Origin of the sequence: Streptococcus pseudopneumoniae, from assembly GCF_001076775.1 — a bacterium.
GTDB lineage: Bacteria > Bacillota > Bacilli > Lactobacillales > Streptococcaceae > Streptococcus > Streptococcus pseudopneumoniae_G.
Genome location: NZ_JVGV01000011.1, coordinates 91,907 through 113,456 on the forward strand (window position 1 = coordinate 91,907; position 21,550 = coordinate 113,456).

The following is a 21,550-nucleotide window of genomic DNA, read 5'->3' on the forward strand; positions in this document are numbered from 1 at the left end:
TTTTTATGCTAAAATAGTAGCTATGGATAAAATTATTAAAACTATATCAGAAAGCGGAGCCTTTCGTGCTTTTGTCCTTGACAGCACAGAAACAGTCCGCACTGCTCAAGAAAAACACCAAACTCAAGCTAGCTCAACTGTAGCGCTTGGTCGAACTCTTATTGCTAGCCAGATTCTCGCAGCCAATGAAAAAGGAAATACCAAACTAACCGTTAAGGTACTGGGCTCTAGCTCTCTAGGTGCTATCATCACCGTCGCTGATACCAAGGGGAATGTCAAAGGTTACGTTCAAAATCCCGGTGTCGATATCAAAAAGACTGCAACTGGAGAAGTTCTAGTCGGACCTTTTGTTGGAAATGGTCAATTTCTCGTTATCACAGACTACGGTACTGGAAATCCTTACAACTCTATGACTCCCCTCATTTCTGGGGAAATCGGTGAAGACCTTGCCTTTTACCTGACTGAAAGCCAACAAACCCCTTCAGCAGTCGGTCTCAATGTCCTTTTGGACGAAGAAGACAAGGTCAAGGTTGCAGGTGGTTTCCTAGTCCAAGTCTTGCCAGGAGCCAAGGAAGAAGAGATTGCTCGTTTTGAGAAACGCATCCAAGAAATGCCAGCTATCTCAACCCTTCTAGAAAGCGAAGACCATATCGAAGCCCTCCTCAAGGCAATCTACGGTGACGAGGCCTACAAGCGTCTTTCTGAAGAAGAAATCCGTTTCCAATGTGACTGTAGCCATGAACGCTTTATGAACGCTCTTGCTAGCCTTCCAAGCTCAGACTTACAGGAAATGAAAGAGGAAGACCACGGAGCAGAAATCACTTGTCAATTCTGCCAAACTACCTATAACTTTGATGAAAACGACCTGGAGGAACTCATTCGTGACAAATCTTAATACACCTTTTATGATTGGCAATGTTGAGATTCCCAATCGTACCGTTTTAGCACCCATGGCTGGCGTGACCAACTCAGCCTTTCGTACTATTGCAAAAGAGCTCGGAGCTGGACTCGTTGTAATGGAAATGGTCTCTGACAAGGGAATCCAATACAACAACGAAAAAACCCTGCACATGCTTCATATTGACGAAGGCGAAAACCCTGTCTCTATCCAACTCTTTGGTAGTGATGAAGACAGCCTAGCACGCGCAGCAGAATTCATCCAAGAAAACACCAAAACCGATATCGTGGATATCAACATGGGCTGCCCAGTTAATAAAATCGTGAAGAACGAAGCTGGCGCTATGTGGCTCAAGGATCCAGACAAGATCTACTCTATCATCAACAAGGTCCAGTCTGTCCTTGATATTCCACTTACTGTCAAGATGCGTACCGGCTGGGCTGACCCATCTCTCGCAGTAGAAAATGCCCTCGCTGCTGAAGCTGCAGGTGTTTCTGCCCTCGCCATGCATGGCCGTACCCGTGAACAAATGTATACAGGTCATGCAGACCTTGAGACCTTGCACAACGTAGCTCAAGCTCTGACCAAGATTCCATTTATCGCCAACGGTGACATCCGTACAGTCCAAGAAGCCAAACAACGCATCGAAGAAGTCGGTGCTGATGCAGTCATGATTGGCCGCGCTGCTATGGGAAATCCTTACCTCTTCAACCAAATCAACCATTACTTTGAAACAGGAGAAATCCTCCCTGATTTGACCTTTGAAGACAAGATGAAAATCGCCTACGAACATTTGAAACGCTTGATTAACCTCAAAGGAGAAAACGTAGCAGTTCGTGAATTCCGTGGCCTCGCTCCTCACTACCTCCGTGGAACATCTGGCGCAGCCAAACTCCGTGGAGCCATTTCACAAGCTAGTACCCTAGCAGAGATTGAAGCCCTCTTGCAATTGGATAAGGCTTAAAATGGTTCATACGGCTCTACTGATTATCGATATGCAAAAAGCATTTGATAACCCTATCTGGGGAGAACGGAACAACCCTCAAGCTGAACATCAAGCACTGAGGGTACTGGCATACTTTCGTAAACACGATCTTCCAGTCTTACACGTTCAACACATATCTGACAATCCCCAGTCGCAATTTCATAACAAACAAAATCAGGTGTTTAAAAGTGGATTTGAACCGATCACCTCAGAACCTGTCTTTCAAAAAACGGTTAATAGCGCCTTTATTGGAACAAATCTTGAAACATATTTACGAAAAAAACAGATTTGTCATATAGTCGTTGTTGGTTTGACCCTGCCTCATTGTGTATCTACTACGACACGAATGGCAGCAAATCTTGGTTTTGAAGTCACTTTACTAGCAGATGCCACTGCCAGTTTTACCCTATCTAACAAAAACGGTCAGGCCATCTCTCCTGAGACTATCCATGAGATTAATCTCCTTTCTCTACAAGATGAGTTTGCTCAAATTCTTACTACAGAAGAATTTTTAACCCAAGTACAAGTATAAAAGAATCCGTCAACTCTTATTGAGCTGACGGATTTTGAATGCAGTAATGCAGTGAACCGAAACACAAATAGGTAAATTTGGACCTTATACTCTTCGAAAATCAAATTCAAACCACGTCAGCATCGCCTTACCGTAGGTATGGTTACTGACTTCGTCAGTTCTATCCACAACCTCAAAACAGTGTTTTGAGCTGACTTCGTCAGTTCTATCTACAACCTCAAAGCAGTGCTTTGAGCAGCCTGCGGCTAGCTTCCTAGTTTGCTCTTTGATTTTCATTGAGTATTAGAACTGATGATTAACAATTATTCATAAATGTCTATAGATTCACTCAGAACTGACCATACTAGTCTACCCCCTTTAGAGCACTAATCATGTCAATCTTTCTCATACGAAGACTAATAAAATAAGCAGTCCCTAAAGATGTAAACCAAACCAATAACGTAGCAGAAGCAAGGACATACATACTGACATAAGCGGTATACTCAATTCGAATCGTCGAAAATGTTGCTACATATTCTTTCAAAAACCATATGCCTAAAGGAATTCCTACTAGCCAACCAATAAAGGTAGTTAGTATAGTCTCAAAAAGAGTTACCATCTGTAGATATTGATTAGAAAATCCTAATACTTGTAATGTAGCATAGTCTCTCATTCTCTCTACAAAGTTTAAAGAGCCCAGATTATAGAGAACAATAATAACAAGCAATAAGGCAAAGCCAATAATCATTAGAAATACACTCATCAAACTAGATACAAAATCATAGGCATTTTTTTCTTGGCTCCCTTTTTCAATGACAGATAGAACACCTTTGTCTTGCTTAATAGTATCTTCGTCCACCTCCGGCCCAACTAATAAAGTATGTGGAGTAAAATCTCCCCCTGCTTTTTCAAAGACTCTAGCATGAAGATAAGCCCCTTGATTGGTTTCACTTGTGACAATCCCTTTTACTTCAAACTTGTAAGTATGACCATCTTGATAGGGAGTCACATTTAAAAAATCTCCGACTTTAATACCTGCTAAATGGGCAAATGATCTAGTTACATATAAACCATCATCTTTCAAAGAATCAGCACTCTCTGTTTTTGCTTGAATCATATCTCCATCATCAAATATAATCAATAAACGATTGTAACCATCATCTGGATTAAAATGTGCTTGTGAAATTTGTACACCTTGCCCACCATATCTGGACTTAGAAGTGGTATAATCCGCTACGGTCAGTCGTTTTGAATAAGAAAAATCTTCATTATATGCCTTATCAACAAGATGATTCATGGACACAGGCATACCAATTCCAGCAATCAGTAACATCATACTTCCTGCAACTCCCACGATTCCCATCAAAACTCGAATACGATTAAACGAGGCATCCCGAATTGCCCATCTTGAAGGATAAGAAATTCGTTGCCAGATAGAGGAAAATCTTTCCACAAAGACAGATTTAGCAACTTTTTCTTTACCTCTTAAAAATATTGCTGGTAAGCCTCTAGCTGACTCTCTAGAAGCTAAATAGGCAGCTAAAATACAAATAATAATGACTACAATACCAACGACTATTGATGAAGATGAATAAGAGATTTGCCAATTTGGAAGTGTAAACATTGACTTTTGAGTTTCTAGTACAAACCATGACATCAAGGGAGATATAGTAAATCCTGTGAAACTTCCTAATAAACTCACTACTAAGCCAAATAAAATATAATGTAAACTGATAGCCTGATTTGAAAAACCTAAAGCCTTTAATACAGCAATCTCTTTTGTTTGGCCATCAATCAAACGCTGAATAGTTGTAAACATAGCCAAAATAGCTAACAAAATAAAGATAAAAGAAAATAAGTAAGATAAGTTTCTAATTTGCCCAACTCGATCGGTAGCTTCTGATATTTCAGTTAAACTTTTTTGATCTTGATAAGAAACTAAATCGCCCCCAAAAATAGACTCTAAATCTCCTCGCAAATCTATCTTAGAGCCATAAATTTCTAAGGCATTATCTGACGATAAACCCAGAATTCCTTTTGCAATTTCATTATCTGCAATATAACCATAGGCATCATTGTCAGGATTTGGAGCTATATATTCCATACTACCTGTAAAATAAATCTTATCTGTTGCCTGAACAAATCCTACAATTTCTAAATCTATCTGTTTCCCCCTTGATGAAATAGAAATTGAATCTCCAATCTGTAAATGATTCTTCTTCGCATAATTCCCATCAATCCAAATCGAATCTTGTTTTCCCTCAGAAAAAGGACTTCCTTCTGTTACTGTAACCAGTTGATTATCTGTAATCGTTTCAAGATTGATTCGTCCGTCAGTCTTGTCTAAACGAACAATATTAGCAAAGCCTTTCTTTTTACTGACAACTTTTTCAACAGAAGATAATTGTTCAACCTGCTTGATTTTTGATTCATCAATCTGTCTCGCTTGAACCCAAACAACAGGAAGTTCAGATTGTTTCAAATAACTCTCTAGACTCTTTTCAAGTCCATGCCAAGCTCCTTGTAGACCTACAAAGATTAATACACTTAATAGAGACATCAGAAAAACAGAGAAAAATTGTTGCCAATTTTGCCGGAGATCTCTTAATAATTTTATATGAAGATACCTCATCCCAACACCTCTTCATTATTCTCTATTTTTTCAATACTTCCATCTTTCAAATATATAACTCGATCTGCAAATTTAGCAAACTCTCTATTGTGTGTAACCATTACAACTGCAGCATTCCCATTTCTAGAAACTTCCTTCAATAAAGTTAAAATACTATCGCCTGTCTTTGAATCTAACGCTCCTGTAGGTTCATCACACAATAATAGACTAGGCTCTTTAGCCAATGCCCTTGCAATTGATACACGTTGCATTTCACCTCCAGAAAGTTGATTAGGAAAATTATTTTTTCTATGAAGTAAACCAACTTGATCTAAATACATATCAATTTCTTTATTGTTTTTCACTAAATTTGCTGCAATACCTATATTCTCCTTGGCTGTTAAACTTGGAACTAAGTTATAAAATTGAAAAACAAAACCAATTTTATCTTTTCGATAAGCAGATAATTCCTTGTCTGTAAATTTTGTTACTAGTTCCTCATCAAATATAAAGGTTCCCGATGTCGCACGATCCATCCCACCAAGTAAATTTAGTAACGTACTTTTCCCTGAACCTGATGGACCTAAAATAACTGTAAATTTCCCTTTCTCAATGGAAAAACTAACTTGATCTAAAGCACGAACTTCTTGCTCCCCCACCTTATAAATCTTACTAACATTTTGAAACTGAATCATACATACTCCTAATATCTTGTCATAAATTTTATTTTTTCCTTTAATGTAGGCTCTTCATACTGCTCTATGATACGTTTAGATACCGCTTCCCTGTTTTCTCGTATAACCTTTTCAGCTAAGGAAATAGCCTCATCTACTGGAACAACTATTGGCAACCTATAATGTTGAATGATCTGATTTAACCGTTCTTTCTGACTACCTTTTACACAATAAGGTGTTATACCTAAATTCCTATAAGCTTCATATAATTCCTCATCTGATAAATTTCGATACTCTTCAGATACTGGTCTATGCCCATCTGGATCCATTGCAAACTCTACTGGTAAATGAACAACATCTGTATACCACAATTTCGCATGATTCTTAGATACAACCCCATAGGCAGTCAAATATTTTTTGAAAAATCGTCGACCTGGAATACCTAAAATAGATTTCATCAATCGATGAATGAATGCTGATCCTGGGTTAATTCCTACCCTCATTCGAACAGTCCCGTAAATCCATTCATTCAATACTGAACCATCTGATAGAAAACTTCCATGTTCCTTGTATAAAATTCCTTCCGTACGAATTCTCTCTTCAAAACGCTTTAGCCCTAGTGCCATTAATTCGGTTGATGACATATCCTGAAATCTTCTGCCAGGATATAAATCTGTCAAAATTTCCCTCGCAGATAAAGCGTCAATTAAGGGAAGTCCCGTTGCAATCGAAAGAGCTGTAGCAGTTGTTGTCTTACCTGTAGAATAAGTTCCTGATATGACTAACCTTAATTCTCTATTTCCCATCACTGTCCCCCTCCATCAGGTAATTTTTGAGCTATTTTACTTTTAAAGACTACCTTATGATCTATATCATATCCGGACATTTCGTAGACTTTCCAATACTCTTCTCTAATTTTTAATAATCTATTTTTTGAAACACTACCACTAAGCTCTACTACTCCGTTCAAAATTGGTGAATTCAAGTCTGCACTCACTTGCTTCATCCACATGGTATTGCTCTCTTCTCGAGATATCTCTTCTATATGGTAGGCCAACATCTCTGCCATTTGAGAAAAAATAATCAGAAGTTCTAACAAACTATAATAATTCTTTTCTAGACTACCTACACCACTATATTCAATATCTTTGATCAATACTTGCTCTGCTTTACAAGATATACTACTATCTGAAAACTCAACATCGTATATATCATGTTGTCTATCTCTCAAATGAGTTGATAAAAAATCTCTACCTTGTTCTCCTATAGCAGCTACATTTTCCATACATTCTAATAATTGATATCCTAAACAAACTTTCATATCCATTACCAAGCAATCAAATTCAATTACTTGGTTCGTCATTTTGAAATTTTGTAATTCTAATTTTAAATTTACCAATTCTTCTATAGCTTTTATCCCTGACTTTATCTCAAAATGGCTTAACCTATACTGATTTAAGCTCACTCCCATTCTTTTCAGTATTTCACTTCCAAATAAATGTGCTAATACTATTCCATCTAATGTACTCAGGTGCTGCTGTATAATTTCAGATTGTTTACTAGACCACAAACCTTCTTGATGAAGAGACCCAACCCCTTCTAAAATATTTTTCAACTTAACTTCATAAATCGTTCTCTTATGTCCTCTACCAAAATAGCGATTTTTATTGTCTCCAAGTAAATAATCTACTGTTAGCATATCCTTCTCCAATCTGTTAAACTTACTCTATATTAAACAAAAAAAGACAAGAAAGAATCCGTAATTTACGAAAACCTTCTTGCCTTTTTAGGATAAAATTATAAAGACACTAGATTTAATCGAATAGCCTCACGTACAGCTCCAACTCTACTCGTCACTCCCAACTTTGAACAAATATTTGAAACATGGGTATCTACTGTTCTCCTGCTGACAAATAAACTATTTGCTATCTTTTCATTAGAATATTCTTTTACAATAAGTTCCAATACACTTAACTCCGTATCTGTCAATAGATTATTTTCTTGCTTTTCTAACAAACCATCTGGGATAACATGATTGCCCTTATAAACAGCATAAATTGCACTTTTAACATCCAAATAAGAACTTTCTTTGGGTAAAAAAGCTTGAATCCCAAAGTCCATCGCTCTCTTATGTAACAAAGTGTCATAAAATCCTGATAAAAGAACTATCTTGGGAACTGTATTCAGAAATCTATTTATTTGACTAATAACATCAAATGCCGTTACTCCTTTCAGCATAAAATCCATAACTAGCACATCTACCTTTTCATGCTTGAGACAAAGAAATAAATCTGCTACTTCTGTATAGGAACCAACAATTTTAAAGTCATCTTCCTTTAAAAAATAGTTCTCCAATCCTTGTAATACTAAACTGTGATCATCAATCAAAACCAAACGAATCATTTTTCTTCCCTTCTATAGGTATTCGTATCTTCACACTTGTAGGTTCTATATTTATCTGAACAGTTCCCCCCAATAAATGAACCTTCTCTACAATTCTATTTAAACCAAAATGATATTCATTAGACTGATAGTTTCCCTTAAAAATACCATCATCTATAACTACAATTGATAAAATCTTTTCTTTTGTAGATAAATCTACAGTAATTTCTCTAGCATTCCCATGAAGAATACTATTATTTACTAGTTCTTTAACTGTCCTTAATATAAACGTGCCCACTTTATCATTAACTTTTTCTTCATCTATTGAAAAAGTTGTCATAATCGAAACAGTTTCCATCTTCATGAATTGGTTTAATATGCTAGTAATAGATTCTTTCAGCCCTAATTCATGCACCATTAAGGGATAGATATTGGAACATAAATCTCTTAATTCAAAGACAATATCATCCAACATCTCTAATAAAGCTACCCTATTAATTTGTTCACTAATTTCTAACTGCTTTTTATAATAAATAACCTTCTGAATTGTAGTATCATGTATAAACGTTGCAATTTCTTCCCTCTCCAATTCAGTAGCTACAAAAGTATGAAAACTACTAAAGATTCCCTCCATTTTATGACTAATCAACATCATTTTTCTTATTTCAGGTAACAAAGCTAGCGAAAAAAGAAAAGTGTAAAGAACGAAAAAAATTGGAGAAAATTCTCTTAATAACAGACTAAAAAGAATAATTAAACTAGTAAAAAAAACGGCAAATATCAAGTTATATATGAACGGGTTCCACTTCCAAGCAACATATATCATTCGCTCTAGTATCAAGTTATTTACAATAGAGAACAAAATAAGCAACAATAGAGGAATACTATAAATAAACGAAACTTCCTTACCAATCGGAAAAATATATCCAAAAAATAGAGGAAATAAGGCAAGAACTGCTAAAAATAAGGTATGAATTGGCAACATTTCTCTTATCTGAGAGTAACTTATAAGCATCTTTAACAGCAGGATAACTAAAAAGAAAAATACTAAATAAAATACCCCCCTAGAAAAAAAGATAGTCAAAAAATCAATGGGCTGTATAAGATTATAAACAAACAAAAGTTGAGTGATGAGTGAATAGCCCAGTATAATACGAGAAAAGTTAGAAATGGTTGAACCTTTTATCTTCAGGACTAACACTCTAATGAAAATATCCATGAATAATGGAAATAAAGTCAAGTATGAAATTAATAGACTACGACCAAATACATCTCCTATACTTGATGGAATAATCGATAATAACATCAGACTAGTATAAATAATAAAATAAAAATATCGTTTTCCAGTTTTTCCTCTACTTCTCCCTTTTATGTATAAGCGAAATAACAGTAGAATCAGAAAAGCAATGGTTGATAAAACAAGAAAGATAATTTGGCTTGATTTCCCAGATTCTATTATTAAATTCTTTGAAATTCCTCTATCTAACACTGTCACAGAATGAAGCGGTTCAACAATTAAGAATCGAGATAATAAGAAATTACTATCTGGACTCTGACCGTCTATTTGTATAATTGATGACCCTATTATCTCTTGATGATTTGCAAAGCTTCCCAGATTATGGACTTGTCTAACTATCCACTCATTATCATGTTTATCTACGGTGATTCCACTGTACGTTCGGTTAAATATTGAAAACGAAAAATAAAAAAAGAAAATAAATAACAAAACAAAATAAAATCGAAACATTTTTGACTTCATTGTTTGCAACACTCCACATTTCTCTTGATATTGATGTTTATTCTACCATTTTTTCATTCAATAAAACAGGTTTTATAGTTAAATTTATTCTTTTTTCTTTCGAAATATAACTGATACAATCTTCTAGTAGGTAAAATCCTCCCTGATTTGACTTTTGAAGACAAGATGAAAATCGTCTACGAACACTTGAAACGTTTGATTAACCTCAAGGGGGAAAACGTAGCAGTTCGTGAATTCCGTGGACTCGCTCCTCACTACCTCCGTGGAACATCTGGCGCAGCCAAGCTCCGTGGAGCTATTTCACAAGCTAGCACCCTAGCAGAGATTGAAGCCCTCTTGCAACTGGATAAGGCTTAATAGTTTAAAACCCGTAACTCTCTTAAAGGTTACGGGTTTTTGATTGTAAAAATTCAAATACTGAGGATTATTATTGACTCAAAGCAACACTGGAAACCTTGCCATCCGCTCCTGTTGTAATTTGGATAACTTTCCCTCCACCGATTTTAGCATTATACTTACCATCGTCAAGAGTATAAGAATAGCCTTTGATAGAGTAATTTTCTTTCTTTCCATCAGCAGATTCTACTGTAAATTGACCACCTGATGAAACTGTGATGGTTTCGCCATTGGCTCCCTTCCAATTGCCCGCTGCAGCTGAGAAATCACCATCTACCATGGTTAAAACACCCTTGTAGCGTTTATTTTGCTCTGCTTGCTTGTCTTGAAGTTTGCGGTCAGTTGTAGGATCATAGCTTGATTGGTTAGACTGGGCTTGAGGAGCTTGTTGAGTTGAAGGAGCCTGAGCAGGAGTTTGTTGGCTAGCTACCTGTTGATTAGACACTTCATGACCTTGTCTTTGTTCTGGTGCAGGGATCGCTTGTGATGGTGTTGCGCTTGCTGAAGACTGGTCAGTAGACGCCTTGGCCTTTTCAGATGAAGCTGAACTTGAAGACTTCTGAGTCTTGCTTTCTTTGTTAGAAGAAGTTGCTTTAGAACTTGATGACTGGCTTGTCTTAGCAGAACTGCTTGCTTGAGTTGTTTCCTTTTTATTTCCACAAGCTCCTAATAGCAAGGTTGAAGCCAATACAGTTGCTGCCATCAATTTGATATAGGTTTTCTTTTTCATTTTTCTACTCCTTTGTAATATTTTAGAAATATAAAGAAATCTTTTTGTAATATAATTGTAACATTAGGATTTAAATATGTCAACAATTTATCTAAACTATTTTAAAAATCTTAAATACTTTAGATACATTTACTCCTCCTACTCTTCTATTCGTAATAAAACGGAAAAGCAGGAGATTTTCCTATTAAAAATTTGAATTTATTTTTGTGTAATCGCTTGCACCTTTAAGTGCAAAGGAATATAATAACATTGAAATAGAATATAGGAGGTGTAGGCTTATGCTAAATAAGTATTATAAGTATCTTCCTTGGTTGATTTTGGGAGCAATTGGCTCTTATCAATCAGCCGCTTACTATGCGCAAACTGCATTTGATGTGTTTTATCTGACTACAATCTTTTTGATTGTTTATATCGCCTTGTTATTTTTACATGAGAACTATCTCAAGTATCGATACAAAGACTTCTTTACTCACATGTTGAGCAATTCTAAGAAAGATGGCCATCCCTAAAACAGTCGCAACAGCAAATCAAACTAATAAAGGCAAATAAAGAGATCGGGAACTTTTCCCGACCTCGTTTTTTATTTCAATCGATAGGTTTTTCTTGGTTTCTTTTTAGGCACTCGTTTGAGTCCGACTTCTTCTACATATTCTCCGTATTTTACGAGAAAGTTATTACTGACGATTGGACGACCGGGGTTGATAAGATTGACCAGTTCAGTTCCTTCGTAGACGGTGAACTCCTCCTCCAGCAGATAAAGGAAGGTCGGATTCCAGTCGAGACGGCCTTGGATTCGTTTGATGGATTCTTGGATAATGGCATAATGATCAAAAGCGAAGGCTTGCTCCTCCAGCTCCACTCCCTCTAGATAGCATTTGCCTGTCTGAAAATCAACATCTACGAAAACGATATCCTTGGCATCATCTCCTGCCTGAACAAGGTCTAATGCACGACTAGGCAAATAAACCAAGTGGGCAATGGTCACTGTCCAGCCCCGTGGGTCACGGCCGGGAGTCGATACGGTCATCAATTGCTCAATTTTTTCCAAAGGAAGATCGAGATTGACTTCTTCTCTCACCTCACGCTGACAGGCATGCGCAGCATCTTCGCCCTTGTCCATAAATCCTCCAACTAGCGCTAAACAATTTTGATATGGATGAGCCTTGCGACGAATTAATAAGAGTTTGATCTTTCCTTCGACAAAGCAGTAGGCTACCATATCCACCGTCACACTTGGTTTTTCGTATTGAGGGAGTTCCTGCTTGTAGTACCAGTCTAAAAACTCTTCCTGACTTGCATGGATTTCAAAATATTCTCTCTCTGTCATCCCTTCTGGAATCATCGTGTCCGCCATTTTATGCCTCCTTACGAACTGCCTTGGTCCATTGGTACCAACCTACTAGACTATTGAGTGTGTAAACCCAGTACATCCCTTGGATGTGGATGTTTTCACCCCACCAGAGGTAAATACTAAAGAGATTAGTTGCAATCCAGAAAATCCATTGCTCACGGTAGAGACGTGTCATCAAGAGCTGACCGACACCATTGGTCGCATCGGTAACACTATCGCGGAAAGGGCGAGCACTATGGATACTTTGGTAAGCTAAGCCCATACCAATCCAAATGATAGCAGTCAAGGCCAAGTACTTGAGCCAGTCAAGCACAGATAATTTCTTAGCTTCAAAGTGAGATTCTTCTGCTTTTCCTTGGTCATTGATACGGTTGGACAGCCAAGCATAGAGACCAATCGGCTGCATGACAAAGAAGTAAACTGTCGTCAAAACTTCGCCATAAAAAGTCGCATTCATGGCCAAAATCAAATAGATAGCAGAGTTAATGGCCCCAAAGAGATAATTGCTTGCACGCCCTTCTGCTACCAAGATAACACAGACAATCCCAGTCCAAGATGCAAACAAGCTTAACCAATCGTGACTATCCGTATTTTGAGTGAATTCCAAGATCAAGGGAACACTTGACAGGACGATGAGATACAACCACTGGAAAAGACTACGGCCGACAAAGAGATCTTTCCAGAGCAGGTTCATAATTCCTGCAAAACCAATTTTGCGGGCTTCCGCATGGACATTTTTAAAGTTTTCGATAAATTGTGTGATTTTTTTAGTTAGTTTTTTCATATTTTTCTCCTAATCTGCTTGGTAAATGGCATCAATAGCCACTTTGGCTGCTTCATAATTGCCTAGGTAATCCTCAGCTAGATAAACTAGTGGAATGTTTGCTAAGTAGCGCTCTCTCATCTGGTCCAAATGCTGGGAAAAACTATGACGAATATGGTCTTCTGCCATGGTCATATCTCTAAATCCGTCATTGACATAGGAACCGACCGGTTGCACAAAGAGAATCAAGTCCCATTTTTCCTTAGCCAAGATCGAGGCAAAGAGATTATCAAAAGTCTCTCCTGATAAATCCCCTTGGTCCTCAGTCTCCATATAATAATCATAGTAGCCCTTGGTTACTAAGGAGTTGGTGTCTGCTATCACCAGTCCCCTATTGGCATTGCTATCAATTAACTTAGAGGTCTGGTCATACTGCCCCAACAGGAGATAATAGTAATCTTTTGGAGTCAATTCATCGTCGCGGACATTGTTTTTGATCTGGTACTCACGTGCGTATTCCAAACTAACTGGTGCATCGTAATACCTAGCCAAATCCTTGGCCAGAGTGGTCTTCCCATTGCTAGCACTTCCCATAATCAACACTTTCTTTGTAAACTGACGTCGGAAGGGTTGAGCAATATATTTCCAATATTTGCTTGGATTTTCTCGAATCATAGTCGCTGAAATACCAAACTTTCTTTCTTGCAAGACAGTCTCAAAGCCACGATTAGATAGTTCTTGCTGGTAGTCTGCTTCTCCCACAAAGAAAATTAGTTCTTGCTGGGTTTCATCATAGGAAATCTCTGCAAACATCTGATTCAACCACTCCTGCCAGCCCATAGGGTAACGGGGAAGATTGGTTTCATCTAACTTGCAGACAGAGGTCAACTCGTCATCACCAAAGGCCTCTCGGATATAGCGAAATCTCTTTTGAAGAGTTAAGCCTACCTGTTCCCCTCTATCTCCCTCATAGCCTGAAACTACAACCCAGACCTGGTCACACTGCCGCTTCGCTCGCTGAATCAGATCGATATGACCCTGATGAAGAGGGGCAAAGGTCCCAAATACCACTGCTGTTTTCTTTTTCATAAACGCATTACCTTTTTATATTTTTTGATATTTTCGTTGTCTATGTTTTTATTATAAACTATATTTTTGTTTTTTCAATAGTTTTTTATCATTTTTTATAAAAAAATTGCGAAAAAAAGAATCAAGATTGCTCCTGATTCTCCATTTTTATGCAATATCAAATTTTAACTGGCCTGCTTTAACACCAATCTTAAGTGTGCTGCCTGCCTCTAATTCTCCCTTGAGAAGAAGTTCTGCCAACTTGTCTTCCACTTCTGTTTGTAGAGTTCTACGAAGTGGACGAGCTCCCATCTCTGGGTCATATCCTTGATTGGCCAATAATTTCAGTGCGGAAGCTTGTAATTTCAAGTCAATGCCTTTTTCAGCCAAACTTGCAACTAAAGGTTTAACCATAATCTTCACCACTTCCTGCATATGGTCGCTAGACAGGCTATGGAAGACCACCTTTTCATCAATACGGTTGATAAACTCCGGTCTATAAGCTTTTTTCAGCTCTTCAAACATGCGTTTTTCCATATTTTCCTGGTCAAAACGAATATCCTTAGCCCCAAATCCGACAGTCTTGTCATCCCGAAGGGCTGTCGCACCAAGATTTGACGTCATGATAATAATGGTATTTGAAAAGTCAACCTTGCGACCCTTGCTATCGGTCAAGACACCATCATCCAAGACCTGCAAGAGGACATTAAAGATGTCTGGGTGGGCTTTTTCTACCTCATCAAAGAGTAGAACAGAGTATGGTTTGTTGCGAACCTTCTCGGTCAACTCCCCACCTTCTTCATAACCCACATATCCCGGAGGAGCTCCGTTGAGACGACTGGCTGCGAATTTCTCCATATACTCACTCATGTCAAAGCGGATAAGGGCTGATTCGTCATCAAAAAGAACTTCTGCTAGAGCCTTGGCCAATTCGGTCTTACCGACACCTGTAGGTCCTAGGAACATAAAGGAACCAATCGGACGCTTGTGACTGCGAATCCCTGACTGATTGCGGCGAATGGCACGGCTAATACTTGAAACAGCTTGATCTTGACCGATGACACGTTTGTGCAGTTCAGCTTCCAAGTTTAGGTATTTCTTAGCATCAGTCTGAGTCAGTTTTTGGACTGGAATACCTGACAAGCGACTCAAGGTGGTCAAAATATCAGACTCTGTCACCAAGTCTTTATAGACAGGCACTTCCTCTTCTTTTGCGATTAACTGAGCTGCCTGTTTCCACTTACCATCTATCAAGGCCTTGTCAGCTGGACTCAAACCTGAATCGTCTGCTTTTACATGCTTAGCCTTATTTTGCACTGTTGCTGCTGCTTCATCCAAGAGATCAATAGCAGAGTCTGGCAAGTGACGACTAGTCAAGTAACGATGAGCCATCTTGACAGCTGTTTCAACTGCTTCATCTGTGATTTGCACACGGTGATGTTTCTCATAAGTCGCCTTCAAACCCTGTAAAATGATCATACTGTCGGCCACGCTTGGCTCTTCAATCGTCACTTTCGCGAAACGACGAGAAAGGGCCGCATCTTTTTCGATGTGTTTTTGATATTCTTCCTGAGTGGTCGCACCAACCGTTCTCAAAGTTCCACGCGCCAAGGCTGGTTTCAAGATATTGGCCGCATCCAAAGTTGAATCAATACCGCTACCAGAACCCATGATAGTGTGGAGTTCATCTATAAAGAGGATGACTTGTCCATCTTCTTCAATATCCTTAATGATATTGTTCATGCGTTCTTCAAAGTCACCACGGAAGCGTGTCCCTGCAACGACATTCATCAAATCCAGCTCCAACACGCGCATCTTAGCCATTTCCGCAGATACATCACCACTAGCAATACGCTGGGCAAGACCAAGCGCCAGAGCAGTTTTTCCAACACCAGCATCCCCAACCAAGACAGGATTATTCTTGGTCTTACGACTTAAGATTTGAATCATACGCGAGATTTCCTTGTCCCGACCGATGACTGGTTCTAACTTGCCAGAACGCGCTTGCTCTGTCAAATCATGCGTATAATCCTCGAGACCTCCGCTCGGAGTCTGCGGCATGCCCATCATATTGGCCATAGAATTTTGCTTGTCAGCTACTGTACGATGGCGTTGGCGTAGAGCCTTGAGGTCTTCACGAGTCCAGCCTGCACGTTCTTCTAGATTTCGACGTAGGGCAGCAATCTTGACCTGATCTTTCTTGTCTTCATAAGAAAAACCAGCCCTCTCCAAGATACGAGTCGCCAAGGCATTGCCATCATGCAAAATCGCATAGAGAACATGCTCTGTCCCTAGCACCTTAGCATGGACCACTGACGCTACATACTCTGCTTCGTCAAAAAGAACCTGCAAACGATGGGAGAACGGCAATTCCGTAAAGGTTTCATCCTGGCTATAGTCCGTTTCAGTCAGTTCCAAAGCAACTTCTTCTAAACGGTCCATCTCATATGGATAATCATTTAAAGTTGCCCCTGCCACACTATAACTGTGATTGGACATGGCAATCAACAAGTGCCAAGACTCTAGGTAACGAGCTCCAAAATGGCCAGCAACCATGTAGGCACTTTCGATACATTCATTCAATGCTTTTGAATAGTTCATCTTACTTCCCTTTTCTATCTACCTCTTGTATGACCTGTCGTAACATATTAGCACGAACAACTGGAGCTTCTTCTCCTAGAACGCGATCCAAAGCTACTGCCACCAGCAAATTCATCTCCTGCTTGGTCATCAATTCCTGCTCAACCAAAAGCTGCAGAATATCCTCATAAATTTCTTGACTGACCCGCTCACCAATTGAGTAAAGAAGCTCCCTGAGCATTTCATGATGACTAGAAAACTCAATCCGTCCTATGCGAATGTAGCCTCCGCCACCACGCTTACTTTCAACCAAGTAGCCTCTACTTTCCGTAAAGCGTGTCTTGATCACGTAGTTAATCTGACTAGGAACAACCTGAAAAGTATCTGCCAACTGACTCCGTTGCAACTCCACAATACCAGATTGATCTAAAATCGCCTTGATGTAGGCCTCAATATGATCCGATGTATTTTTAAATCTCATTACAAACCCACCTCTCTCTTTGAACCTTGACTATCTTTGACTATTATACCGAAATTTTCTCATTTTTAAAAGAAAAAGGGCGCTGGTAAAGGATAATCTTCACCAACTCCCTATTTTTCTACTTATCTAAGCCTAATTCTGCCAAGATTTGACGTTTATAGGCAATCTTTTGGACTTCCTTGTCCTCATCTTCAGACCAATCTAGTTTAATTTCTGAAACAATCTGCCCAGGTCGATTTTTCAAGATATAGATGCGGTCGCTGAGACTGAGGGCCTCCTCGATACTATGCGTAATGATCAAGGTTGTTAGCTGCAACTGCTTGTGAATCTCAAGGTACCAAGCGTGGAGTTCCATCTTAGTCATCTCATCCAAGGCGCTGAAGGCCTCGTCTAAGAGAAAGAGCTTGTGCCCGAAAAGGTAGGTTCGGAGCAAGGCTACACGCTGGCGCATCCCACCACTGAGTTCATGAGGGTATTTATCTCTTACAGCTGTCAACTGGAAGGTCGCAAGAATGTCATCCGCTCGGGCAACGGCTTCCGCCTTATCCACTTTTTGAATCAAGAGGGGCAGAATGATATTACCAAGCACGGTCTTGTGCTCCAAGAGCAGATCCTTTTGCAACATATAACTCACGCGCCCCTGGGGATTTTCTTCACCATCAAGGACAATTCTCCCTGACTGAACTTCTAAAATACCCGCAATTAAGTTGAAAAGCGTAGTCTTACCAACACCACTTGGGCCTAAGATAGAAACCACTTCACCTGAAGTCACCTGCAGGTTGATATCCTCTAAAATCCTCTCCTGACCATAGGCATAACTGACTTGTTCTAGTCTAATCTCTGTCATTATTTCACAAATTCGTTGGTGAATCCTTTGTCTGTCAAGTCTTCTTTAAGGATACCATTTTCTTTATCCCATTTGTAGAAGGCATTCCAGCGAGCTGCATCAAATTGACCCCATTTTTCCTTGTCGCTTGCGTATTCTTTTGACAAGTATTTTTGAGATTCGATGACAAAGTCACGTTTTTCCTTGAGTTCAGGCGCATTCTTGATGAGAATATCTGCAGCTTCTTCTGGATGTTCCATGGCATATTGGTAGCCTTTTTTGATGGCTTGGATAACTTTACGTGCTTCTTCTTTATTGTCTTTCAGATAGTCGTTGTTTGCGATGATAACTGGTGAATAGTAGTCAAACTCCTTGACATAGTCTTTCAAGTACATGAAGTTAGCATCTACACCTTGAGATTTAGCAAGGATACCATCCCAACCGTAGTAAATCCAAGCAGTATCAAAGACGCCATTGGCAATCGGTGTGATTGAGTTTGAGTCGTTATTTGGTACTTTTTCAACCTTCTCAAAGTCTCCACCTTGAGATTCTACCAAGGTTTTCAACATAGCAAGTTCAGTTGGGTCATTCCAAGTTCCGTATTTCTTACCAACCAAGTCCTTTGGACTAGCTACATTGTCAGGTTTACGAGAGATGATTCCTGATGTATTGTGTTCAACAATAGCTGCAACGGCAGTAATTCCTGCTCCTTTTTCCAATTTTTTAGCCATATAGTCTTGGAAATAGACTGCAAATGGTGCCTTACCGTTAATAACCAAGTCAGAAGAACTTTCTTCTGGTGGCAATTTCAAATCAACATCCACTCCAGCTTCTTTGAAATAACCTTTTTCCTTAGCAACATAAAGCCCTGTGTGGTTGGTATTTGGTGTCCAGTCTAGGATAAAGTCAACTTTCTTGAGTTCTGCCTCTTTGTTATCCTTAGAAGCAGTTCCTTGACCACAGGCCACAAGTACAACAGCTACAAGAGCTGTTAAAACAGTTAAAAACACTTTCCATGGTTTTTTCATTTTGATTTCCTCTTTTCTTTTTTGAAACATTCTAATTCTACGAACGTTTCCATTTAATAACATATTTCTCGCTGATATCGACCAACTTCATACCCAGAAGGCTGATAATCGATACCAGAATAATAATAGCAAACATGGTATCATACTGAAACAGTTTCTTGGACTGAATCATGTAGACACCTAGTCCTTCAAAGCCTCCCAACCACTCAGATACCACTGTTGTGATGAAGGCGTAGGAGACACTGACCCTCAGACCTGCATAAAAGTAAGGCAGGCTGACTGGGATTTTAAAATGCCACAGGATTTGCCAAGGTTTGGCCTGCATCAGACTAAACAAGGTCAGCATATCCTTATCACAATGCCTAAAACCGTCCAAAATACTGACGATGATAGGAAAGGTAGTCGTCAAGATAATCAAGACAATCTTGGGCAAAATCCCATAACCTAGCCACAAAACCAGGATAGGGGCTATGGCAATAGTCGGGATAGTCTGAACAACCACCATCATAGGGTAAATCAGATCGTTAAGCCAAGTCAAACTGTCCATGAGCACAGCCATGATACAGGCAATCAAAACTCCCAGAACCAGCCCCAGTAAAGCCACTCTCAAGGTCGCCCAGCTATGGTGCCAGAGAAATTCTCTATCGCGCACAAAAGACTGGAGGATTTCAAGAGGTGTCGGCAGAATAAACTTGGGGAGAAGTTTAAGAAAACCTGCTAACTGCCAGATTGACAAGACTCCTAGAAAGCCCAATAGACTAATGTGTCGTCTCAGTATACTTTTCAAGTTTCTCATCAATACTTAAAATCTCTCCTACATTTATTTTGACATTGGCAAAGACATTATCTGCCTCCTGCCCTGCCACTTCTAGCGCTTCTTTGAGAATGCGCATAAGCTCATCAAACTCCCCTTCCAAGACCGTTTCAAATGGTGTCACCACCATAGTCACTTCTTGAGCTTGCAGGTAATCAATGACCTGATCAATAACAGCAATCCGATTGATCCCCTGTGATAGGGGTAAAACTTGCAAGGCAATGCTTGCTTTCATAACAACCTCCACTTCTCGTTTTCCTTTGATAAAAAGAAAAACCTTTGCCATATATGGAAAAGGTCAAGATTAGACTAAGTATCGTTCCCTACGCTGGCATTACCCAGATCAGGTGCGGTCGAAGCTTAACGCTTCCTCTCAGACTGTACACAGACTCCCATATATTATATGGACATATGATAGCGCAAAACCAAAAAAATGTCAAGGAAACTGCTTACAGAAAAAGTAGGAAAAATTTCCTACTCCCATTTTCTATACTCGTTCTCCATCACTATTTACTCTGTAGCCATCCACCGTCGTATTAACAGCTAAGGCGCCTGAAGAGTAAGAATAATACCACTTACCAGATACTTGGTACCAGCCCGTTTTCATTGCACCTGAACTATCCAAATAATACCACAGACCATTTTCCTTTAACCATCCTGTCTGCATTTCACCAGATGATTTCAAATAATACCAGCTAGAACCATCTTTCAGCCAGCCTGTTGATTTAGACCCATTTGATTTGAAATGATACCAACTACCATTTATTTTCTTCCAACCGACAGTTGAACTGTTATTGGATCCATAGTTAGAGCTATTTCCTGATTGATTCTGATAATTCTGTGAAGAGGTTACTCCCTCTAGCTGGATATAACGACGACTTCCGTTATAAGCCGTATAACTCAACCACTTGTACCCATCTTTTTCGAGAATTTGATCATAATGAACATTCTCCCCAGGATAATAGTAATCAATTGCAGTTGCGCTAGCTAGAGGCTGATTTTTGATAGCAGCCTTAGTCTTAAAATAATGTGTTCCTCCTGTTGAAACTGAGGATTGACTATTCCCAACACTGCCACCAGGCAAATCCTTAAAATGAATAAAACCAGTCATAGTATTCGCCTTCACGACACGCTTGTTGTAAGATTCTCTTATTCCATAGTTGTATTCTTCAATCTCAATCTCATCTCCTATTACATTTGACACCCAGGCAACATGACCATAAGTTCCTGCAGTCGACCAAGCAATGGAGCCAATCGCTGGTCTATTATCGACACGATAGCCTTCACGACGAGCACGATAGCCCCATTCATTCGCATTCCCATAAGCAGCCGGAATCTCAAAACCATTGACATTACTCAAACGAAAAGCTGCAAAAGAAGTACATTGACGAGAATACATGCGCCACTTATCAATCTCCTGACTCCCATTTTTATAATGAGCAGGATAATCATCCCCACGCGCAATCGATCCATTTCCTCCGGAATAGGCATATACACTATTACCCGCTGCTAACATCAATCCTACTACTAAAAAGGGAACAACCTTTTTAGCTGATTTTCTGAAAGAAAATCTTGTCTCTGCTACTTTAAATGGTGAAATTTTCATTCTTCCTCCTTGAAAAATAATATAAATCGAAGATTACCTTCACTTAAACTATTCGGAGAAAAAAAGAAAAAGTGAGAAAATTTCTCA

The 21,550-nt window shown here is 39.1% G+C and carries 21 protein-coding genes, 1 pseudogene and 1 riboswitch; of the genes and pseudogenes, 5 read left to right on the forward strand and 17 right to left on the reverse strand.

Features of this window, described 5'->3' with window-relative positions:
- The first annotated feature begins 22 nt into the window (after positions 1 to 22).
- From hslO to ADJ60_RS02555, 3 genes are read left to right on the forward strand one after another with little or no spacing between them, the layout of a single operon-like run.
- Positions 23 to 895 (forward strand): Hsp33 family molecular chaperone HslO, encoded by an 873-nt coding sequence (gene hslO, locus ADJ60_RS02545; protein WP_000357854.1) that lies wholly within the window; start codon positions 23 to 25, stop codon positions 893 to 895.
- A complete protein-coding gene (gene dusB, locus ADJ60_RS02550; RefSeq protein ID WP_020902632.1) occupies positions 882 to 1,862 on the forward strand; it encodes a tRNA dihydrouridine synthase DusB in 981 nt (326 codons plus the stop codon). The genes hslO and dusB overlap by 14 nt, the downstream gene beginning before the upstream one ends.
- A gap of 1 nt (position 1,863) precedes the next feature.
- The gene (locus tag ADJ60_RS02555; RefSeq protein WP_049543224.1) at positions 1,864 to 2,415 is read left to right on the forward strand and encodes a cysteine hydrolase family protein; all 552 of its coding nucleotides are present in this window, start codon (positions 1,864 to 1,866) and stop codon (positions 2,413 to 2,415) included.
- Between the two features lie 343 nt (positions 2,416 to 2,758).
- Here ADJ60_RS02555 and ADJ60_RS02565 read toward each other — a convergent pair whose 3' ends face one another.
- The 6 genes from ADJ60_RS02565 to ADJ60_RS02590 form a co-directional block, all read right to left on the reverse strand.
- Positions 2,759 to 5,026 carry an ABC transporter permease gene (locus tag ADJ60_RS02565; RefSeq protein ID WP_049543229.1) on the reverse strand — a complete coding sequence of 756 codons (2,268 nt, stop codon included), beginning with the start codon at positions 5,024 to 5,026 and terminating at the stop codon, positions 2,759 to 2,761.
- Positions 5,023 to 5,700, reverse strand: coding sequence for an ABC transporter ATP-binding protein (locus ADJ60_RS02570; protein WP_033689553.1), 678 nt, complete (start codon positions 5,698 to 5,700; stop codon positions 5,023 to 5,025). Before ADJ60_RS02570 ends, ADJ60_RS02565 begins: the two co-directional genes overlap by 4 nt.
- Positions 5,701 to 5,708: 8 nt before the next feature.
- A complete protein-coding gene (locus ADJ60_RS02575) occupies positions 5,709 to 6,485 on the reverse strand; it encodes an AAA family ATPase (protein WP_033689554.1) in 777 nt (258 codons plus the stop codon).
- On the reverse strand, positions 6,485 to 7,378 hold the full coding sequence (locus ADJ60_RS02580) for an AvrD family protein (protein ID WP_049543232.1): 894 nt from the start codon (positions 7,376 to 7,378) through the stop codon (positions 6,485 to 6,487). The genes ADJ60_RS02575 and ADJ60_RS02580 overlap by 1 nt, the downstream gene beginning before the upstream one ends.
- A gap of 98 nt (positions 7,379 to 7,476) precedes the next feature.
- A complete protein-coding gene (locus ADJ60_RS02585) occupies positions 7,477 to 8,082 on the reverse strand; it encodes a response regulator transcription factor (protein ID WP_049543233.1) in 606 nt (201 codons plus the stop codon).
- Positions 8,060 to 9,820, reverse strand: coding sequence for a sensor histidine kinase (locus ADJ60_RS02590; RefSeq protein WP_049543235.1), 1,761 nt, complete (start codon positions 9,818 to 9,820; stop codon positions 8,060 to 8,062). The genes ADJ60_RS02585 and ADJ60_RS02590 overlap by 23 nt, the downstream gene beginning before the upstream one ends.
- A gap of 129 nt (positions 9,821 to 9,949) precedes the next feature.
- On the opposite strand from ADJ60_RS02590, the pseudogene ADJ60_RS02595 reads away from it, so the two are divergent.
- Positions 9,950 to 10,177, forward strand: a pseudogene (locus tag ADJ60_RS02595) (tRNA dihydrouridine synthase DusB); the annotation flags it as partial.
- 70 nt (positions 10,178 to 10,247) lie between these two features.
- Here ADJ60_RS02595 and ADJ60_RS02600 read toward each other — a convergent pair.
- The gene (locus ADJ60_RS02600) at positions 10,248 to 10,946 is read right to left on the reverse strand and encodes a hypothetical protein (protein ID WP_049543238.1); all 699 of its coding nucleotides are present in this window, start codon (positions 10,944 to 10,946) and stop codon (positions 10,248 to 10,250) included.
- 278 nt (positions 10,947 to 11,224) lie between these two features.
- Between ADJ60_RS02600 and ADJ60_RS02605 the strand changes: the two genes are divergently transcribed.
- Positions 11,225 to 11,455 (forward strand): hypothetical protein, encoded by a 231-nt coding sequence (locus ADJ60_RS02605; protein ID WP_049543241.1) that lies wholly within the window; start codon positions 11,225 to 11,227, stop codon positions 11,453 to 11,455.
- Positions 11,456 to 11,526: 71 nt separating this feature from the next.
- Here the strand turns inward: ADJ60_RS02605 and ADJ60_RS02610 are convergent, their stop codons facing one another.
- From ADJ60_RS02610 to cbpD, 10 genes are all read right to left on the reverse strand, one after another.
- On the reverse strand, positions 11,527 to 12,300 hold the full coding sequence (locus ADJ60_RS02610) for an NUDIX domain-containing protein (RefSeq protein ID WP_049543243.1): 774 nt from the start codon (positions 12,298 to 12,300) through the stop codon (positions 11,527 to 11,529).
- Position 12,301: 1 nt separating this feature from the next.
- The gene (gene pnuC, locus ADJ60_RS02615; RefSeq protein WP_049543244.1) at positions 12,302 to 13,081 is read right to left on the reverse strand and encodes a nicotinamide riboside transporter PnuC; all 780 of its coding nucleotides are present in this window, start codon (positions 13,079 to 13,081) and stop codon (positions 12,302 to 12,304) included.
- A 9-nt stretch (positions 13,082 to 13,090) separates the two neighbouring features.
- Complete coding sequence (locus ADJ60_RS02620; protein WP_049543246.1) at positions 13,091 to 14,149, reverse strand: AAA family ATPase; 1,059 nt, start codon at positions 14,147 to 14,149, stop codon at positions 13,091 to 13,093.
- A gap of 147 nt (positions 14,150 to 14,296) precedes the next feature.
- Positions 14,297 to 16,729: an ATP-dependent Clp protease ATP-binding subunit gene (locus tag ADJ60_RS02625; RefSeq protein WP_049543248.1), complete on the reverse strand. Its 2,433-nt coding sequence runs from the start codon at positions 16,727 to 16,729 to the stop codon at positions 14,297 to 14,299.
- Between the two features lies 1 nt (position 16,730).
- Complete coding sequence (locus ADJ60_RS02630; RefSeq protein WP_004261972.1) at positions 16,731 to 17,189, reverse strand: CtsR family transcriptional regulator; 459 nt, start codon at positions 17,187 to 17,189, stop codon at positions 16,731 to 16,733.
- A gap of 118 nt (positions 17,190 to 17,307) precedes the next feature.
- Positions 17,308 to 18,036, reverse strand: coding sequence for an ABC transporter ATP-binding protein (locus tag ADJ60_RS02635; protein ID WP_049543251.1), 729 nt, complete (start codon positions 18,034 to 18,036; stop codon positions 17,308 to 17,310).
- A complete protein-coding gene (locus tag ADJ60_RS02640) occupies positions 18,036 to 19,043 on the reverse strand; it encodes an ABC transporter substrate-binding protein (RefSeq protein WP_049543252.1) in 1,008 nt (335 codons plus the stop codon). The genes ADJ60_RS02635 and ADJ60_RS02640 overlap by 1 nt, the downstream gene beginning before the upstream one ends.
- A gap of 37 nt (positions 19,044 to 19,080) precedes the next feature.
- A complete protein-coding gene (locus ADJ60_RS02645; protein WP_162489585.1) occupies positions 19,081 to 19,839 on the reverse strand; it encodes an ABC transporter permease in 759 nt (252 codons plus the stop codon).
- A complete protein-coding gene (locus ADJ60_RS02650; protein WP_000647688.1) occupies positions 19,802 to 20,092 on the reverse strand; it encodes a thiamine-binding protein in 291 nt (96 codons plus the stop codon). Before ADJ60_RS02650 ends, ADJ60_RS02645 begins: the two co-directional genes overlap by 38 nt.
- 68 nt (positions 20,093 to 20,160) lie before the next feature.
- Positions 20,161 to 20,263: riboswitch (TPP riboswitch) on the reverse strand.
- A gap of 81 nt (positions 20,264 to 20,344) precedes the next feature.
- Entirely contained in the window at positions 20,345 to 21,463 is a 1,119-nt protein-coding gene (gene cbpD / locus ADJ60_RS02655) for a choline binding-anchored murein hydrolase CbpD (protein WP_049543254.1), read from the reverse strand.
- Positions 21,464 to 21,550: the final 87 nt, after the last annotated feature.

Bases quoted from the DNA above. Each gene is read 5' to 3' on its own strand.
- ADJ60_RS02590 (WP_049543235.1), bottom strand. From the start codon at position 9,820: ATGAAGTCAAAAATGTTTCGATTTTATTTTGTTTTGTTATTTATTTTC.
- ADJ60_RS02600 (WP_049543238.1), bottom strand. From the start codon at position 10,946: ATGAAAAAGAAAACCTATATCAAATTGATGGCAGCAACTGTATTGGCT.
- ADJ60_RS02645 (WP_162489585.1), bottom strand. From the start codon at position 19,839: ATGAGAAACTTGAAAAGTATACTGAGACGACACATTAGTCTATTGGGC.
- ADJ60_RS02555 (WP_049543224.1), top strand. From the start codon at position 1,864: ATGGTTCATACGGCTCTACTGATTATCGATATGCAAAAAGCATTTGAT.
- ADJ60_RS02630 (WP_004261972.1), bottom strand. From the start codon at position 17,189: ATGAGATTTAAAAATACATCGGATCATATTGAGGCCTACATCAAGGCG.
- ADJ60_RS02650 (WP_000647688.1), bottom strand. From the start codon at position 20,092: ATGAAAGCAAGCATTGCCTTGCAAGTTTTACCCCTATCACAGGGGATC.
- ADJ60_RS02635 (WP_049543251.1), bottom strand. From the start codon at position 18,036: ATGACAGAGATTAGACTAGAACAAGTCAGTTATGCCTATGGTCAGGAG.
- ADJ60_RS02565 (WP_049543229.1), bottom strand. From the start codon at position 5,026: ATGAGGTATCTTCATATAAAATTATTAAGAGATCTCCGGCAAAATTGG.
- ADJ60_RS02580 (WP_049543232.1), bottom strand. From the start codon at position 7,378: ATGCTAACAGTAGATTATTTACTTGGAGACAATAAAAATCGCTATTTT.
- ADJ60_RS02575 (WP_033689554.1), bottom strand. From the start codon at position 6,485: ATGGGAAATAGAGAATTAAGGTTAGTCATATCAGGAACTTATTCTACA.
- ADJ60_RS02610 (WP_049543243.1), bottom strand. From the start codon at position 12,300: ATGGCGGACACGATGATTCCAGAAGGGATGACAGAGAGAGAATATTTT.
- ADJ60_RS02620 (WP_049543246.1), bottom strand. From the start codon at position 14,149: ATGAAAAAGAAAACAGCAGTGGTATTTGGGACCTTTGCCCCTCTTCAT.
- ADJ60_RS02640 (WP_049543252.1), bottom strand. From the start codon at position 19,043: ATGAAAAAACCATGGAAAGTGTTTTTAACTGTTTTAACAGCTCTTGTA.
- hslO (WP_000357854.1), top strand. From the start codon at position 23: ATGGATAAAATTATTAAAACTATATCAGAAAGCGGAGCCTTTCGTGCT.
- ADJ60_RS02570 (WP_033689553.1), bottom strand. From the start codon at position 5,700: ATGATTCAGTTTCAAAATGTTAGTAAGATTTATAAGGTGGGGGAGCAA.
- ADJ60_RS02625 (WP_049543248.1), bottom strand. From the start codon at position 16,729: ATGAACTATTCAAAAGCATTGAATGAATGTATCGAAAGTGCCTACATG.
- ADJ60_RS02605 (WP_049543241.1), top strand. From the start codon at position 11,225: ATGCTAAATAAGTATTATAAGTATCTTCCTTGGTTGATTTTGGGAGCA.
- pnuC (WP_049543244.1), bottom strand. From the start codon at position 13,081: ATGAAAAAACTAACTAAAAAAATCACACAATTTATCGAAAACTTTAAA.
- ADJ60_RS02585 (WP_049543233.1), bottom strand. From the start codon at position 8,082: ATGATTCGTTTGGTTTTGATTGATGATCACAGTTTAGTATTACAAGGA.
- cbpD (WP_049543254.1), bottom strand. From the start codon at position 21,463: ATGAAAATTTCACCATTTAAAGTAGCAGAGACAAGATTTTCTTTCAGA.